Annotated in this window: 14 protein-coding genes; 10 read left to right on the top strand and 4 right to left on the bottom strand. The window is 73.5% G+C overall.

Annotated elements, in window-relative coordinates:
• Nucleotides 1-33 precede the first annotated feature (33 nt).
• Nucleotides 34-552 carry a DUF4240 domain-containing protein gene (locus ACIG5E_RS17855; RefSeq protein WP_396534372.1) on the top strand — a complete coding sequence of 173 codons (519 nt, stop codon included), beginning with the start codon at nucleotides 34-36 and terminating at the stop codon, nucleotides 550-552.
• A 4-nt stretch (nucleotides 553-556) separates the two neighbouring features.
• On the opposite strand, the gene ACIG5E_RS17850 is transcribed toward ACIG5E_RS17855, so the two are convergent.
• Nucleotides 557-1,633, bottom strand: a complete 1,077-nt coding sequence (locus ACIG5E_RS17850) for a DUF2510 domain-containing protein (RefSeq protein ID WP_396534371.1) — start codon at nucleotides 1,631-1,633, stop codon at nucleotides 557-559.
• A gap of 201 nt (nucleotides 1,634-1,834) precedes the next feature.
• Nucleotides 1,835-2,335 carry a GNAT family N-acetyltransferase gene (locus ACIG5E_RS17845; RefSeq protein ID WP_396534370.1) on the bottom strand — a complete coding sequence of 167 codons (501 nt, stop codon included), beginning with the start codon at nucleotides 2,333-2,335 and terminating at the stop codon, nucleotides 1,835-1,837.
• Nucleotides 2,336-2,400: 65 nt separating this feature from the next.
• Between ACIG5E_RS17845 and ACIG5E_RS17840 the strand changes: the two genes are divergently transcribed.
• Together ACIG5E_RS17840 and ACIG5E_RS17835 are read left to right on the top strand one after the other, a co-directional pair.
• A complete protein-coding gene (locus ACIG5E_RS17840) occupies nucleotides 2,401-3,306 on the top strand; it encodes a TIGR01777 family oxidoreductase (RefSeq protein WP_396534369.1) in 906 nt (301 codons plus the stop codon).
• 380 nt (nucleotides 3,307-3,686) lie between these two features.
• Nucleotides 3,687-5,018, top strand: coding sequence for an FAD-dependent oxidoreductase (locus tag ACIG5E_RS17835; RefSeq protein WP_396534368.1), 1,332 nt, complete (start codon nucleotides 3,687-3,689; stop codon nucleotides 5,016-5,018).
• A 220-nt stretch (nucleotides 5,019-5,238) separates the two neighbouring features.
• Here ACIG5E_RS17835 and ACIG5E_RS17830 read toward each other — a convergent pair whose 3' ends face one another.
• Nucleotides 5,239-7,161, bottom strand: coding sequence for a regulator (locus ACIG5E_RS17830; RefSeq protein ID WP_396534367.1), 1,923 nt, complete (start codon nucleotides 7,159-7,161; stop codon nucleotides 5,239-5,241).
• A gap of 310 nt (nucleotides 7,162-7,471) precedes the next feature.
• Between ACIG5E_RS17830 and ACIG5E_RS17825 the strand changes: the two genes are divergently transcribed.
• From ACIG5E_RS17825 to ACIG5E_RS17795, 7 genes are all read left to right on the top strand, one after another.
• A complete protein-coding gene (locus ACIG5E_RS17825; protein ID WP_396534366.1) occupies nucleotides 7,472-8,233 on the top strand; it encodes a 3-hydroxybutyrate dehydrogenase in 762 nt (253 codons plus the stop codon).
• Between the two features lie 463 nt (nucleotides 8,234-8,696).
• Nucleotides 8,697-10,070, top strand: coding sequence for an MFS transporter (locus ACIG5E_RS17820; protein WP_396534365.1), 1,374 nt, complete (start codon nucleotides 8,697-8,699; stop codon nucleotides 10,068-10,070).
• A 129-nt stretch (nucleotides 10,071-10,199) separates the two neighbouring features.
• Nucleotides 10,200-12,131, top strand: coding sequence for a helix-turn-helix domain-containing protein (locus ACIG5E_RS17815; protein ID WP_396534364.1), 1,932 nt, complete (start codon nucleotides 10,200-10,202; stop codon nucleotides 12,129-12,131).
• Between the two features lie 212 nt (nucleotides 12,132-12,343).
• Nucleotides 12,344-13,141, top strand: coding sequence for a lipoyl(octanoyl) transferase LipB (lipB, locus tag ACIG5E_RS17810; protein WP_396534363.1), 798 nt, complete (start codon nucleotides 12,344-12,346; stop codon nucleotides 13,139-13,141).
• Between the two features lie 154 nt (nucleotides 13,142-13,295).
• Nucleotides 13,296-14,249, top strand: coding sequence for a lipoyl synthase (gene lipA / locus ACIG5E_RS17805; protein ID WP_363436186.1), 954 nt, complete (start codon nucleotides 13,296-13,298; stop codon nucleotides 14,247-14,249).
• A 205-nt stretch (nucleotides 14,250-14,454) separates the two neighbouring features.
• A complete protein-coding gene (locus ACIG5E_RS17800) occupies nucleotides 14,455-14,667 on the top strand; it encodes a hypothetical protein (RefSeq protein ID WP_396534362.1) in 213 nt (70 codons plus the stop codon).
• Nucleotides 14,668-14,767: 100 nt separating this feature from the next.
• Nucleotides 14,768-15,466, top strand: coding sequence for a DUF4191 domain-containing protein (locus tag ACIG5E_RS17795; RefSeq protein ID WP_396534361.1), 699 nt, complete (start codon nucleotides 14,768-14,770; stop codon nucleotides 15,464-15,466).
• A 91-nt stretch (nucleotides 15,467-15,557) separates the two neighbouring features.
• On the opposite strand, the gene ACIG5E_RS17790 is transcribed toward ACIG5E_RS17795, so the two are convergent.
• Entirely contained in the window at nucleotides 15,558-16,025 is a 468-nt protein-coding gene (locus ACIG5E_RS17790; protein WP_396534360.1) for an RDD family protein, read from the bottom strand.
• Between the last annotated feature and the right edge of the window lie 193 nt (nucleotides 16,026-16,218).

Here is a 16,218-nt window from a genome sequence, read left to right as displayed (position 1 = left end):
TGGAGGCGGCGGAACAGGGATGCTTGAGCGGTGATGGACGAGACCGACTTCTGGCAGATCATCGACGACACCTGGGAGGCCGCCGGCGGCGATCCCGACGAACAGGCCGAGCGGCTGGTGGAGCGCCTCGTCCAGCTGACCCCGGACGACGTGATCGACTTCGCCCGGCTGTTCGAGGCCCGGTTCCAGCGCGCCTACCGCCACGACCTGTGGGGCGCGGCCCACCTGCTGCTGGACGGCGCCTCCGAGGAGACCTTCGACTACTTCCGCTGCTGGCTGATCGGCCAGGGCCGGGAGGTCTTCGAGGGCGGGCTGGCCGAACCGGACGACCTGGCGGACCTGCTGCCGGAGTTCGACGAGGAGGAGGACGGCGAGGCCGAGGATCTCGGCTTCGCCGCCGACGAGGCGTACGAGCAGCTGACCGGCCTGCCGCTGCCGGACGTGGGCGGGCGGCAGGCGGGGCGGCCGTCCGGGACCCCGCTGGACTTCGAGGACCCGGACGTCATGGCGAAACGCTTCCCCAAGCTCTGGGAGCGCTACGGGGACCAGTAGCGGTTCACGTGCTGCTGCCGGAGGAGCTGTCCTGCTTGATGCCCTTGAGGATCTGGTCCAGCACCGAGGCGTCCGGCGCGGCCGGGTCGTCGTCCACGCCGCCCTCGAAGACCACGTAGCCGCCGCCCTTGGCCGGGACGGCGGCCAGCAGCACGTAGCCCTGGGTGCCGTCGGAGGTGCGGACGTGCCAACGGGTGGCGTAGCCGAGCACGCCGGCGACGCTGACGTAGCCGGAGCCGGAGTCGGTGTGGGAGTTGATCCCGCTGAAGATCGTCCCGGCGTAGGCCGGCATCGCGGCGTCGGCGGCCCCCTTGGGGGTGTCGCCCTTGACGGTGTCCTTCTCGATCGAGAACTGGCCGCGGATGCAGGAGCTGCCGTCGGGGCAGGTGTAGCGGCCGCTGCCGAGGTAGACCGTGGAGTGCGCGGAGTTGGCCGCCGCGTCCCAGCCGTCGAACACCGGGACGGTGATCGCGTGCTGCGGATCCGGCACGGTGCTCTTGAGGGACGGGACGGGCTTGGGGGTCGGGGTGGTCGGGGTCGGGGTGGGGCTCGGCGTCGGGCTGTCGCTCTGGGTGACGGTGACCGTGGGGTTCGGCGTGGGGCCCGCCTTCGGGTCCCCGCCGTTGCTGAGCACCAGCCCGGCGATGATCCCGCCCACCACCAGTACGGCGACCGTGATGCCGACGATCACGCCGGGCCTGCTCCGCCCGGAGCCGGTCGGCGGCGGGTAGCCGTAGGCCGCGCCCGGGTAGGCCTCCTGGCCGGGGTACGGCGACTGGCCCAAGTACGGTGCCTGGCCGGGGTAGCCGTAGCCGGGGCCCTGGGTCGCGTCCTGGCCGGGGTAGCCGTAGCCGGGGGCGGGTGAGCCGCTCTGCGCCGGGTAGCCGTAGCCGGGCTGCTGCTGGTGCTGCGGGATGGAGGGCTGCCAGGTCTGGGTCGGCGCGTCGGCGACCTGCCCGGCACCGCCCTGGAGCGGCCGGACCTCGCTGGTCCAGGCGTTGCCGTCCCACCAGCGCTCGTGACCGGGCGCGCCGTCCGCACCGGGGACCGGGTACCACCCGGGAGGCGTCGAGTTGCTCACGGGCGTACGGTACCCGGCGGCGTGCTGCTCCAGACAGGGCAGGTACGTCACGACTCGGCAGCACCTGGCCTGACGGAGCGTCAGTCCTTTCCGGGGCGGGTTCGGGGCGGGTTCGCTGCTGCCTCGGTGCGGTCCGCTACTGCTTCGGTGCTGCTTTCGATACGGGTTCGGTGCTGCTTCGATACGAGTTCGGGTGCGGGCTCAGTCGGTGAGTCGGCGGGCCATCCAGACGTCGTCCACGTAGCGGCCGTCGATCAGGAACTCCTCGGCCAGCGCGCCCTCGACGACGAAGCCGCAGCTCTCGTACAGCCGGCGGGCCGGGGCGTTCCAGCCGAGCACCCGGAGGCTCAGCTTGCGGGCGCCCCCGGCCCGGGCCTCCGCGCAGGCCGCCTCGACCAGCCGCCGGCCGATGCCCCGGCCGCGCACCGTGTCGTCGACGGCCAGGCCCTGGATCTGCCGGACGTGCCGGTTGGCGGCCAGCGCGGTCGCCGGGACCTGGCGGATGTAGCCGACGATCCGGCCGTCCAGGACGGCGAGCAGGTACTGGTCGGGGGTGTGCCGCTCGTCGAAGACCCCGTCCTCGGCGGCCGGCTGCGGGGAGACGTCGGACAGGGTGGACCAGGAGGCCCGGTTGAGCTCGGCGAGTCCGCGCTCGTCCTCGGGCCGGGCCAGGCGGATGGTCAGATCGTCATCGCGGGTCATGCTGCGTGATGCTAATGGGGCGCGTGCGAAAGGTGACAGGTGATAAGAACTGCGAGGATGGGCCCATGCGCATCGCTGTCACAGGCTCCACGGGATTGATCGGTTCGGCGCTCGTCCGCTCCCTGCTGGCGGACGGCCACGAGGTGGTCCGGCTGGTCCGGCACCGCTCCAGGACGGGCCCGCAGCCCGACGGCAGCACCGCGATCGGCTGGAACCCGCTCCTCGGCGAGGTCGACCGGGACGGGCTCGCCGGGGTCGACGCGGTGGCGCACCTGGCCGGCGCCGGAGTCGGCGACCGCCGCTGGACGGACTCCTACAAGCGGGAGATCCGGGAGAGCCGGGTGTACGGCACCGAGACGCTGGCGGTGGCACTGGCGGCGCTCAAGGAGCCGCCGCGGGTCCTGGTCAGCGCCTCCGCGGTCGGCTGGTACGGGCAGACCGGCGACCGGGTGATCGACGAGGACTCCCCCGCCGGGGACGACTTCCTGGCCGAGGTCTGCCTGGAGTGGGAGGCCGCCGCGCGGCCGGCCGAACGGGCCGGGATCCGGGTCGTCCACCCGCGCACCGGGATGGTGCTCTCCGCCGCGGGCGGGGCGGGCGGACGGCTGTTCCCGCTGTTCAAGCTGGGTCTGGGCGGGCGGCTCGGCAGCGGGCGGCAGTACTGGAGCTACATCTCGCTGGCCGACGAGGTCGCCGCGCTGCGGTTCCTGATCGACCGGGAGGAGCTCTCCGGCGCCTTCAACCTCACCGCGCCGGAGCCGGCCACCAACGCGGAGCTGACCGCGGCGATCGGCCGGGCGCTGCGGCGGCCGACGCCGTTCCCGGTGCCGGAGGCCGTGCTCAAGGTGGTGCTCGGGGAGCTGGCGATCGAGGTGGTCGGCAGCCACCGGGTGGTGCCGCGGCGGCTGCTGGACGCGGGCTTCCGGTTCGCGCACCCGGACCTGGACTCGGCAGTACGGGCGGCGCTGTGACGGGCTTCCGGCCGGTGCCGTGACGCCTCGTTCTGCGTAGTCCCGCTACGGCATTCGCCCTGGCCAGGGGCATATGCCGGGCGGGGTCGGAGGGGTCTCCAGGAGGGGCTCCGAGAGGGGGCGCACGGGAGCACACGGCGGGCGCGTCGCACGCCCCCGGTGACCGTGCGCGCCCGTCTGCCCGGTAACCCGGCCGCCACGGCGCACTGTCCGTGACCGCGCCCCCGCCCGGTGCCGCACAACCCCTTCCGACCCCCGCATCCGGTCCATCGCATTTGTCTGATGCTCACACTGACTGGGCATCACCTTCCTCGGACCGTGTCCCGGCACCCCGCTGCCTGCGTCGGCCGGAGCCCCGGGACCAGGGAGGGAGCACACCAGTGCCCACGTACGACTTCACCCGCCGCGCCCGCCGACCGTCCGACCCGGACGTCGTCGTGGTCGGCGCCGGACTCGCGGGCCTGGCCGCCGCCCGCGCACTCACCGGCCACGGCCTCACCGTTCAGGTCCTGGAGAGCACCGACCGGATCGGCGGCCGAATGGCCACCCGCGCAGTGGACGGCTTCCGCCTCGACGACGGCATCCACCTGCTCAACACCGCCTTCCCCGAGCTGCGCCGGGCGCTCGACCTCGACCGCCTGGACCTGCGCCCGCTCGCGCCCGGCGTACTCGTGCACAGCGCCGGCCGCCGCTACCGCGCCGGGGACCCGCAGCTCACCGCCGCCCGGCAGGCCGCGCTACGGGCCCCGCTCGGCAGCCCGCTGGACAAGGCCCGCCTCGGCAGCTGGCTCGGCCGGATCGCCACCACCCCGGCCGGCCGGCTACAGGCCCGGCCGGAGACCACCGCCGCCCGCGCGCTGACCGGCCACGGACTCGCCCCGCGCAGCATCGACGGCTTCCTGCGCCCGCTGCTCAGCGCCCTGCTCAGCGATCCGGCCCTCGGCACCAGCAGCCGGATCGCCGACCTGGTGCTGCGCTCGTACGCGCGCGGCCGGCTCTGTCTGCCCGCCGACGGGATCGCGGCCGTGCCGGCCCAGCTGGCCGCCGCGCTGCCCGCCGGCACCGTGCGGACCGGGGTGCAGGTCACCTCGGCAGGCGCCGACGGCGTGGAGACCCTCGCTCACGGGCGGATCGGCGCCCAGGCCGTGGTGGTCGCCACCGACGCCCGCTCCGCCGCCGAACTGCTGCCCGGGCTGCGGCTGCCGGACTTCCACCCCGTCACCACCTTCTTCCACGCCGCCGACCGCGCCCCGCTGAACGAGGCCGTGCTGCTGCTCGACGCCGACCGGCCGAACGGGCACCCGCCGCTGGTCTCGCACTCGCTGGTGCTCAGCGAGTTGCACCCGTCCTACGCCCCGGCGGGGCAGGCGCTGGTCGCCACCACCGTGCTCGGCCGCCGCTCCTTCGACGCGGGCGGCCCGGCCGGGCTGGAACCGGCCGTCCGGGCCCGGCTCGCGGACCTGTACGGCACCTCGACGACGGACTGGCAGTTCCTCAGCGTGCGGCACGTCCCGGACGCGCTGCCCGCGATGCCGCCGCCGCACAACCCCCGCCGGCCGGTGCGGCTGCTGGCCGGGCTGTACGTCGCCGGGGACCACCGGGACACCAGCACCGTGCAGGGCGCGCTGGTCTCCGGGCGGCGGGCGGCGCGGGCGGTACTGGGCGACCTGGGGCTGCCGGCCGGTTCACGGGAGGCCGAGGCGGCGGCCTGAGCGCCGTGTTCATCGGGCGGGTTCTCCGGGCGCTTCTCCGGGCGCTTCTCCGGGCGGTACTTCAGGTGGTGTTCCCGGCGGTACTCCCTGCGGTGCTCCGGCCGGTGCGGGCACGCGAGCGGTCTGCCGGGGTGACAGACCGACCGCGTGCCGGGGCCCGAGGCTCCGGGCCGAGAGCTGGTGAGCTCTCGGCCCGGTCTTTGGGTCATCGGGGTGGGGTTCAGATCACACCCGCCTGGCGGGCCGTCTCCTCGAAGGCGCGGGCCACCTGGCTGCCCCGGTACGGGGTGAGGCGGCGGTGGAAGTCCCGGACGTACTCCAGTGACCGGGCCGAGCGCATCTCCCCCGCCGCCCGCAGCGCGTCGGTGGCCATGGTGCAGGCCTCGTCGAGGTCCCCCATGCCGAGCCGGGCGGTGGCCAGCACCAGCCGGCAGAAGATCCGGCTGCGTGCGTAGGCGGGCGAGCGCAGCCGCAGCGACTTCTCGGCGTGCTGCGCGGAGGTGCGCCACTGCTGGAGGTCGCGGTAGCAGTGGGCGAACTCGTCGGAGAGCTGGGCCTCGTCGAAGTACCGTGCCCAGGAGGGAAGTTCGTCGCCCGTGCGGGAGGCCGCGAGTGAGCGCTCGGCCCGTACCAGCGCCGTGGTGCAGGAGCGGACGTCGCCCAGCAGGCCGTGCCCGCGCGCCTCGGCGGCGTGCATCAACGACTGGACCACCGGCGGGACGGCGGTGCCGACGCCCTGCTGGGCGACCCGGGCGAGCTGGACGGCCTCCCGGCCGTGGCCCAGGTGGACGGCCTGCTGGCTCATCGTCACCAGGACGTAGCCGCCGAGCGCGCGGTCCCCGGCGGCCTGGGAGAGGCGCAGCGCCTGGACGAAGTAGCGCTGGGCGAGGCCGTGCGCGGCGATGTCGAAGGACGTCCAGCCGGCCAGCCTGGTCAGGTCGGCGACGGCCCCGAACAGGGCCCGGCCGATCTGCTCGCCGTAGCGGCCGCGCAGCATCGGCTCGGCCTCGCTCTCCAGGTAGCGGACCAGCGCCTGGCGGGCGTGGCCGCCGCCGTAGGCGTGGTCGAGCGCGCGGAAGAGGTCGCCGACGGCGCGGATGGCGGCGATGTCGCCGCGGCCCACCCGCAGGGCGGGGCGGGCCTCGCGGGTCGGGTCGGTGTACGGCGGCTCGACGACGGTGGGCGGGCGGCGGCTCTGGGTGGGCACCCGGCCGATGGTGGCGGCGGTGCCGGTGGTTCCGGCGGTGCTGCGGGCACCGGGGGTGCCCGCAGCACCGGGGGTTCCTGGGGCTCCGGGGGCGCTGACGGGCTGGGTGCGCGCCGGGCTCAGGACTGGTGCGCCGGGCGCGCCCGGGATGGTGGGCGCCGCCGCTACGGGGGTGGCGCCGGGTGAACCGGCGGCGGCGTCCGGGCGGGCCAGGGTGGAGCCGTCCCGGGCGACCCGCTCGTCGGTGCGGCCGATCAGCCAGTCCCGGCTGGGGACGACCAGGCCGGCCGGGGTGAAGGCGATCCGGCGCAGCTCGGACTGCGGGCCGTTGTCCTTGCGCCACATGCTCGCCACGATGTCCACCGCCTCCTGCGGGGTCTCGGCGAACTCCAGGCCCGCGTAGACCGGGGCGCAGGCGTCCAGGCCGAGGTCCTGGGCGGTGAGGCGGCGGCCGAGGCGGCGGGTGAAGACCTCGGCGATCAGCGCCGGGGTGGCCCCGCGGGGCTGCTGTCCGCGCAGCCAGCGGGTGACCGAGGTCTTGTCGTAGCGCAGGTCGAGGCCGTGTTCCAGGCCGAGCTGGTCGACCCGGCGGGCCAGGCCGGCGTGCGAGAAGCCGGCCTCCTCGATCAGGGCGGCGAGCTGGCCGTTCTGTGGCGCCGGGCCGGAGTGGCCGGTGTGGGTGCCGTGGCCGCTGGTGGTCGCGGGGGCGGCGGTGGCTTCGTGCCGGGCGGGTGTGGCCTGCGCGGGCAGCCGCGGTTCGTCGGTGGTCGGGGCGTCGGCGGTCAGCGTGTCGGCGGTCAGCGTGTCGGCGGTCAGCGTGTCGGCGGTCAGGGCGTCGGGGGCGTCCGGAAGGGCCCGGCCGACCGGGCCTCGGCGCTGGCCGAGCGGGTCGAGCGGTCCGTACGCCGGGCTGTCGGTTGCAGGCCGTTGGGGCATGTCAGTCAACACCTCTCGGACGTCGCACCGGGCTCCACCAGCACTTCGGCTCGCCTGGGGCGGCGCCCCCTGTCGGGAATCGGCGTGAATGTAGCGAGCATTCGGGCGCTATGGGTGGATCTGACCGAGCAATCCTCCGAACGGGTGAAGCAACCGCGCCCATTGTGGGGAAGCGAGGTCAGGATGGGTTTGGCCTTCCGGGGTCGAACCGTCGATCGAGGCTCATAGTGGTTGCCACCATGGCCAACGGGCATGCTGTGTCGGTCCGCCACATGGGAGCCGCGCCGCCGGATTCCTACCGTTCTCGGCCATGGACACCTCTACTGCCCGCCCGCTCGACGGCCGCACGGCCCTGGTCACCGGGGCCGCCTCGGGCATCGGCCGGGCCTGCGCCGAAGCCTTCGCCGGGGCCGGCGCCCGGGTCTACGTCGTCGACCTCGCGGCCGGCCCGGCCCGGGAGCTCGCGGACCGGATCGGCGGGCACGCGATCGTCGCGGACCTCGCCGATCCCGAGGCCGTGGACGCCCTGCCGGCCGACGCCGACATCGTGGTCAACAACGCCGGCCTCCAACACGTCGCGCCCGTGCACGAGTTCCCCGTCGACCGCTTCCTCCTCATCCAACGCGTCATGGTCGAGGCCCCGTTCCGCATCCTGCGCCGCACCCTCCCCCGCATGTACGAACGGGAGTGGGGCCGGATCGTCAACATCTCCTCCGTCCACGGCCTGCGCGCCAGCGCCTTCAAGTCCGCGTACGTCACCGCCAAGCACGCCCTGGAAGGCCTCAGCAAGACCGTCGCCCTGGAGGGCGCCCCCTACGGCGTCACCAGCAACTGCCTCAACCCGGGGTACGTCCGAACCCCCCTGGTGGAGAAGCAGATCGCCGCCCAGGCACTGGCCCACGGCATCCCCGAGGACGAGGTCGTCGAACGGATCATGCTCGACCGCACCGCCGTCAAGCGCCTCATCGAACCCGAGGAGGTCGCCCAACTCGCCCTCTGGCTCTGCTCCCCGCCCGCCGCCTACATCACCGGCACCAGCCTCCCCATCGACGGCGGCTGGACGGCGCACTGACCCGCCCTCTCACGAGCATCCGCCGGTCGTCGTCGGGGCGATGGATGTGCGAACCGTTCGAGGTGGCACCGAGGAAAGTCGGGCGGCGGCGTCGAATTGGCGCCCGGGCCGAAGGGCGACGCGCAGCAATCGAACGGGCGGCAAGAAACCCGTCGCGCCCCCTGCGGCTTCTCCTCCCATCTCACGGTGAAGGGCGCTACCCCTTCTTGTTCGCAGGAAGTCGGCTCTGCCGACTTCCTGCGAACAAGAGCACCCCCGGCCCGCGCCCCAGTCGCACTGGGGTGCGGGCCACCGTCATGAGGCCCACGACCAGACCGATCCGGGCCGGGCATGGGGGTGGTTATGGGGTGAGCGACTACATCCACCTCGTGGGCTACGTGGGCCAACCACATAGTCCCGAGGGCGTGGGGTTCCTACCTTGTGGCGACATCGTCCCCGTCCGGTTCTGGGAGAAGTGGTGGCCATGAAGGGCTCTGCACGTGGTTCGGCGGTGAGCAGCTCACTCCCACGAGTGGTGGCTGCGAGCCTGATCGGTACGACCATCGAGTGGTACGACTACTTCTTGTACGGAACGGCTGCGGCGCTGGTGTTCGGGAAGCTGTTCTTCCCCAACACCGATCCGCTGACCGGGACGCTGCTGTCGTTCCTGACCTATGCGATCGGGTTCGCGGCGCGGCCGGTCGGGGCGCTGGTGTTCGGGCACTTCGGGGACCGGGTCGGGCGGAAGAAGCTGCTGGTGGTGAGCCTGCTGCTGATGGGCGGGTCGACCACGGCGATCGGGTTGCTGCCGACGTACGACTCGGTCGGGGTGGCGGCGCCGGTGCTGCTGACGGCGCTGCGGCTGGTGCAGGGATTCGCGCTCGGGGGTGAGTGGGGCGGGGCGGTGCTGCTGGTGTCGGAGCACGGGGACCAGCGGCGGCGGGGGTTCTGGGCCTCGTGGCCGCAGGGCGGGGCGCCGGCCGGGAACCTGCTGGCGGCAGGGGTGTTGTCGCTGATGACGGCGGTGCAGTCGGAGAGCGCGTTCCTGGCGTGGGGGTGGCGGGTGCCGTTCCTGCTGTCGGCGGTGCTGGTCGGGGTCGGAATGTGGATCCGGCTGGCGGTGGACGAATCGCCGCTGTTCCGGCGGGCGTTGGCGGCCCGGCAGGGCAGGACCGAGGAAAAGCCGCCGCTGGTGGGGGTGTTGCGGCACCACTGGCGGGAGGTGCTGGTGGCCATGGGCGCGCGGATGGCGGAGAACATCTCGTACTACGTGATGACGACGTTCGTGCTGACCTACGCCGTCACCCACGCGCACTTCGACAAGCAGAGCGCGCTGAACGCCGTACTCATCGCCTCCGCCATCCAGTTCGCGCTGATCCCGCTGTTCGGAGCGCTCTCGGACCGGGTCGGGCGCAAGCCGGTGTACCTGGTCGGCGCGGCCGGGGTCGGGGTGTGGGCGTTCGTGTTCTTCGGGATGGTGGACACCGGGTCCTTCGGGGCGCTGGTGCTGGCGGTGAGCGTCGGGTTGGTGTTCCACAGTGCGATGTACGCACCGCAGGCGGCCTTCTTCTCCGAGCTGTTCGCGACCCGGATGCGGTACTCGGGGGCCTCGATCGGCGCCCAGTTCGCCTCGGTGGCGGCCGGCGCGCCCGCGCCGCTGATCGCGACCGCACTGCTCAAGGACTACGGCAGTGCCACGCCGATCTCGGTGTACGTGGCCATCGCGGCGGCGCTCACCGTGCTGGCGGTGCTGTGCGGGCGGGAGACCAGGGGGCAGGACCTCGCGGAGGTCGAGGAGCGCTCGGCGGAGGGTCAGCCGGTGGACGGCGGCGCGGTCGGAAAGCCTGCTGTCACCTGAGGATTGAGCCGATAGCATCGCGATTTCCCGGGAGCGACTTCTCCGATCCGACGGCGGCCTCCCGGGAGCGACTTCTCGGCACCGACGGACCCGACGCCGATAGGCGGCCCGCACCATGAACCACGCGCCATGAACCACCCCGACGAGAGCGCCGCGCCCGCACTGCGACGGCTGCTCGACCTGCTCGCCTCCGGCGCCGCCACCGAGGACTTCGCCGAGGTGCTGGCCGACGCCCGCCGCCGTGGGGCGTCGGCCGGCGTCCTCGCCGAGATCGACGACGCCACCTGGCAGGCCCTGCGCGTACACCGCACCCTGCGCCAACACCGGCGCCGCGAGGCCGAGTTGACGGCGCTGTTCGACACCGCCGGGGACCTCGCCGCCTCCCGGGACCTGGACACCGTGCTGCAGGCGATCGTCCGCCGGGCCCGGATGCTGCTCGGGACCGACACCGCGTACCTGACCCTGCCGGACGAGGCCGCCGGCGACACCTACATGCGGGTCACCGACGGCTCGGTCTCCATCCTGTTCCAGACCCTGCGGCTCAGCCTCGGCGACGGCCTGGGCGGACTGGTCGCCCAGACCGCCCGCCCGTACGCGACCCCCGACTACCGCACCGACGAGCGCTTCCACCACACCGGCACGATCGACGCGGGGGTGCTGGACGAGGGCCTGGTGGCGATCATCGGGGTGCCGCTGCTGCTCGGCGGGCAGGTCATCGGCGTCCTGTTCGCCGCCGACCGCTCCCCGCGCGCCTTCTCCCCCGACGAGGTCGCGCTGCTCTGCACCCTGGCCGCGCACGCCGCGATCGCCCTGGACACCGCCAAGTCGCTGGCCGACACCCGGGCCGCGCTCGCCGAGCTGAACGCCGCCAACGAGCTGGTGCGGGCCCACTCCGCCGCCGTCCAGCGCGCCGAGCAGGCGCACGACCGGCTCACCGACCTGGTGCTGCGCGGCGCCGAGGTGCCGGACGTGGCCGCGGCCGTCGCCCACCTGCTGGACGGGGAGATAGCCGTCCTGGACGCCGAGGGCGAGCCGCTGGCCGGGCGCCCCGCGCCCGCCGCCGAACTGGCCGGGGCGGTGGCCGCCTCCCGGGCCGAGGGCCGCTCCGTACGGCACGGCGAGTTGTGGGTGTGCGCGGTGCTGGCCGGGCACGACACGCTCGGCACCCTGGTGCTGCGCGGCCGGCCCGGCCTCGACGACGCGGACCGGCGGCTGTTCGAGCGGGCCGGCGTGGTGACCGCGCTGCTCCTGCTGCTGCGCCGCTCGGTCGCGGAGACCGAGAACCGGGTCCGCGGCGAGCTGCTCACCGACCTGCTCACCGCCCCCGAGCGCGACCCGGCCGGGCTCACCGCGCGCGGCCGCCGGCTCGGCGTCGACCTCGCCCGGCCCCACCTGGTGCTGGTCGCGGAGCCCGCCGACCACGACGGCGACGACCGCGGACGGCTGGCGGGCGCGGCCCGGCGGTACCTGTTCGGCTCCCGCGGCGTCAGCGCCGAGCACGGCGAGGCCGTGGTGCTGCTGGTGCCCGTGGCGCCGGGCGATGCCGACGACCCGGAGCAGAGCGCCGAGTCGACCGCCCGGCGGGCCGCCGAGCGACTGGCCCGGCTGGCGGGCTTCCCGGTCACCGTCGGCGCCGGCCGCCCCGCCGCCGGCCCGACCGCGCTGGCCGCCTCGTACGGCGAGGGCCTGCGCTGCGTGCGCGCCCTGCGGGTGCTCGGCCGCGCCGGGGAAGGGGCCTCGGCCCGCGCGCTCGGCTTCCTCGGGGTGCTGCTCGGTGACGGCCACGACGTGGACGGCTTCGTCGGCGCCGCGCTCGGCCCGCTGCTGGCCTACGACGCCTGCCGCGGCACCGAGCTGGTGCGCACCCTGCGCGCCTACTTCGACTGCGGCGGCAGCCTCACCCGGGCCAAGGACGAGCTGCACGTCCACGTGAACACGGTGGTGCAGCGGCTGGACCGGGTCGAGGCACTGCTCGGGCGGGACTGGAACCAGCCAGAGCGGTCGCTGGAGCTGCAGTTGGCGCTGCGCCTGCAGCTGCTCGCCGGGGGCGGGGACGGCTGAGCGGGTGCGGGGACGGCTGAACGATACGGCCGAACGGGTGCGGGGGACGGCTGAACGGTACGGCCGAACGGGTGCCGCGGCCGTGGGCGTACAGTGGCCAGGTTGGTCTCGAACGCCTGGCAAGGAGCGGCATCGGTGAGCGAGCGGAGCGAGCGAACAATCGGCCGGGGCGCGTCTCGCGAAGCGACCGCCGAGCGAAGCGAGGTGGGCGCATGAGCGAGAACGTGCGTTTCGTTCGGATGGGGATAGGCGAGCACGTCGTCCCGTACGAGGAGGCGTGGGAGGAGCAGCAGCGCCTGCACGCGCTGCGGGTCGCGGACGAGATCCCCGACACCGTGCTGCTGCTGGAGCACCCGCCCGTCTACACCATGGGCCGGCGCACCAACCCCGCCGACCTGCCGCTGGACGGCACCCCGGTGGTCGAGGTCAACCGGGGCGGCGAGATCACCTGGCACGGCCCCGGCCAGCTGGTCGGCTACCCGATCATCAAGCTGCCCGACCCGATCGACGTGATCGCCTACGTCCGCCGGCTGGAGGAGGCGCTGATCCGCGCCGCCGCCGACTTCGGCATCGGGACCACCCGGGTCGAGGGCCGCAGCGGGGTCTGGGTGCTCGGCGAGAACATCCCGGACGCCGTGGTGGACCCGTCCGAGGTGGTGGACATCGGCAAGCTCACCCTGCGGATGGGCCTGCCGCTGGGCATCGACCCGCGCCTGGCCGGGCCCGAGTACGCGCCGTCCAACGCCGGGCAGCGCGGCGGCGACCGCAAGCTCGCGGCGATCGGCGTACGGGTCGCCCGCGGGGTGACCATGCACGGCTTCGCGCTCAACTGCGACCCGGACATGACGTACTTCGACAAGATCGTGCCGTGCGGCATCCGGGACGCGGGCGTCGCCTCGCTGGCCGGTGAGCTGGGGCGCGACTTCGCGGTGAGCGAGGCGCTGCCGTCGGTCGAGCGGCACCTGAAGGACGTGTTCGCCGAGCTGCCGGAGCCGGCGCTCAGCCGCTGAATCCCGCGCAACTCTTCCGCCGGTCGCGGGAATCACTGGGAATCTACTGGCCGGTAGCCGCGTTGCCCTGCGATTGCAGGGCAACGGGCCCGGCGAAGGCCGTACAACCACAGGCGTACCCTGGGGGTACCCCGTCTAGTTCTAGGAGTCGCACGTGTCCGCTGTCGCGCCCGACGGCAGGAAGCTGCTCCGCCTGGAGGTCCGCAACAGCGAGACCCCCATCGAGCGGAAGCCCGAGTGGATCAAGACCCGCGCGAAGATGGGCCCGGAGTACAACGCCCTCCAGTCGCTGGTGAAGAAGGAGGGACTGCACACGGTCTGCCAGGAGGCCGGCTGTCCCAACATCTTCGAGTGCTGGGAGGACCGCGAGGCGACCTTCCTCATCGGCGGTGACCAGTGCACCCGCCGCTGCGACTTCTGCCAGATCGACACCGGCAAGCCCGCCGAGTTCGACCGCGACGAGCCGCGCCGGGTCGCCGAGTCCATCGTCACCATGGACCTCAACTACGCCACCATCACCGGCGTCGCCCGCGACGACCTGGAGGACGGCGGCGCCTGGTTGTACGCCGAGACCGTGCGCCAGGTGCACGCGATGACCGCCGAGCGCGCCGCCGGCCGCACCGGCGTCGAGCTGCTCATCCCCGACTTCAATGCGGTGCCCGAGCAGCTGGCCGAGGTCTTCTCCTCCCGCCCCGAGGTGCTCGCGCACAACGTCGAGACGGTCCCGCGCATCTTCAAGCGGATCCGCCCGGCCTTCCGCTACGAGCGCTCGCTGGACGTCATCACCCAGGCCCGCGCGGCCGGACTGGTCACCAAGTCCAACCTGATCCTGGGCATGGGCGAGACCCGCGAGGAGGTCAGCCAGGCGCTGGCCGACCTGGTCGGGGCCGGTTGTGAGCTGATCACCATCACCCAGTACCTGCGGCCCTCGCTGCGCCACCACCCGGTCGAGCGCTGGGTGAAGCCGCAGGAGTTCGTCGAGCTCCAGGAGGAGGCCGAGGAGCTGGGCTTCGCGGGTGTCATGTCGGGGCCGCTGGTGCGTTCGTCGTACCGGGCCGGCCGGCTGTACCGGCAGGCGCTGGAGCGGCGCGAGCAGGCCGCGGTCTGACCCCCTGGGTCGGTTTTGCGCCATGTCGGCCATTGGAAGGGCGGAGCTGCGGCTCCGCCCTTCCAGGTTTCACCACGCTTTGACTGCTTGGTCACGGGCTGGTAACACGGGGTGGGGACGATGGACGCTTGGTAGGCGTTCGATTCTTCTCAGCCACGGCCCAGCCACGGCTCAGCCACGACGGTCGCAAGAGGAGCTGTTCGGGATGCAGATGCAGATGCAGGTGCGGATCCGCTCCGTGGGGGCGGCGCTGCGGTTCGCCGAGAGCGTCCTGCTGGCGCCCGGCCAGCGGCACGCGCGCCGCAACGCCTGGGCGGCGGTGTGCGAGAACCGCGAGTACGCGGCCGACCGGCGGCACGACGCACTGGGGGCGTCGAAGGCGGCGGGAGCCGCGGGAGCACGGTCCGTACGACAGTGAGGCCCTGACGTCGCTGTGTGCGACGGCGAACGGCCGCGCGGGTCACGGTTCGGGCGAACGGGTACCCGGGCTTGGATATCCCGTACCCGTGCCACGTACCATGAGCGTTATGGCGAGGGAAACATCCGAGAACCCCGGGCGACTGAAGCAGATCCGCCTGGCGTACACCATGACCAAGAAGGTCGACACCAAGATCGGCCTGATCATCGCCGGCGTCGGCCTGCTGACCTTCGGCGTGTTCCTCGCCATCGGCTTCGCGATCGACCACCCCATCTACCTGGGCATCCTGGGCTTCATCGTGGCCGTCCTGGCCATGGCGATCGTCTTCGGGCGCCGGGCCGAGCGCGCCGCGTTCGGGCAGATGGAGGGGCAGCCGGGTGCCGTGGCCGCGGTGCTGAACAACATCCGGCGCGGCTGGAGCTCCAGCTCCACCCCGGTCGCGGTCACCCGTAACCAGGACGCGGTCTACCGCGCGGTGGGTCGGGCCGGCATCGCGCTGATCGGCGAGGGCAACCCGAACCGGGTGCGCCAGCTGCTGGCCTCCGAGAAGAAGAAGATGGCCCGTGTGGTCGGCGACGTGCCGGTGCACGACATCGTGGTGGGCAACGGCGAGGGCGAGATCCCGCTGAAGAAGCTGCAGATCCACCTGATGCGCCTGCCGCGCGCCATCACCGCCACCCAGGTCACCGAGACCAACGACCGCCTGCGCGCGCTGGGCGACCTGCTCTCCAAGGCGCCGATCCCCAAGGGCCCGATGCCCAAGGGCGCCCGGATGCCCAAGGGCGGCCAGGCCCGCTGACCCTCCCCCTCCCGTGACGACAACGGCCCCGCTTCGGAAGCTTCCGAAGCGGGGCCGTTCCACGTCGTGCGGCAGGCGCTGGGGCCCGTCCCTAGATCCGGACCTCGACGGTGCCGACCGCCTTGTCGTGCAGGCCGCGGGTGTCGCGGTCCCAGACCAGCGGCGGCACCACCAGGCAGAGCAGCAGGGTGCGCAGCAGTACCTGCGGGATGGTCGCGCGGCGGCCGTCCAGGCGGACCACCCGGAGGCCGAACAGCCGCTTGCCGAGGGTCGTGCCGGTGGTGGAGAGCAGGACGACCGCGACCAGGAAGAAGAGCGGGAGGGTCCACAGGTTGGCCTCGGCCGGGTCGCCCTTGGCGAGCAGGCCGAAGGAGACCAGCGAGACCAGCCAGCCGTCCACGAACACGGCGCCGATCCGTCGGCCGGGGCCGGCGATCGAGCCGGGGCCCTCCTTGGGCAGCCCGAGGCGTTCGCCTCGGTAGCCGAAGTCGGCGCCCATCTTCTCGGCGGCGGCCTTGGGGCCGTCGATCCACGATCCCAACGCTTCTCTGGTGTCCACGAATCCACACTAACCGGGCTCACGCCGCACCCCGGCACCGGCTCCCCTCCCGGCGGGGCGCGGCCCGGGGCCGTCCGGGTCCGGTCCGGCGTCCGTCCACGACCGGGTGAATCCCGCTCACCGGGCTTACTTGAGTGGTCCAGACCACTTTTCCGACGACCCCCAGGTCGGCGGGGCGTTTTGCCCTGTCCCG

It is taken from the genome of Kitasatospora sp. NPDC053057 (assembly GCF_044546945.1).
GTDB lineage: Bacteria > Actinomycetota > Actinomycetes > Streptomycetales > Streptomycetaceae > Kitasatospora.
The sequence above is the reverse complement of the archived record's forward strand: the minus strand, read 5'-3'. Positions and strand labels throughout refer to the sequence as shown.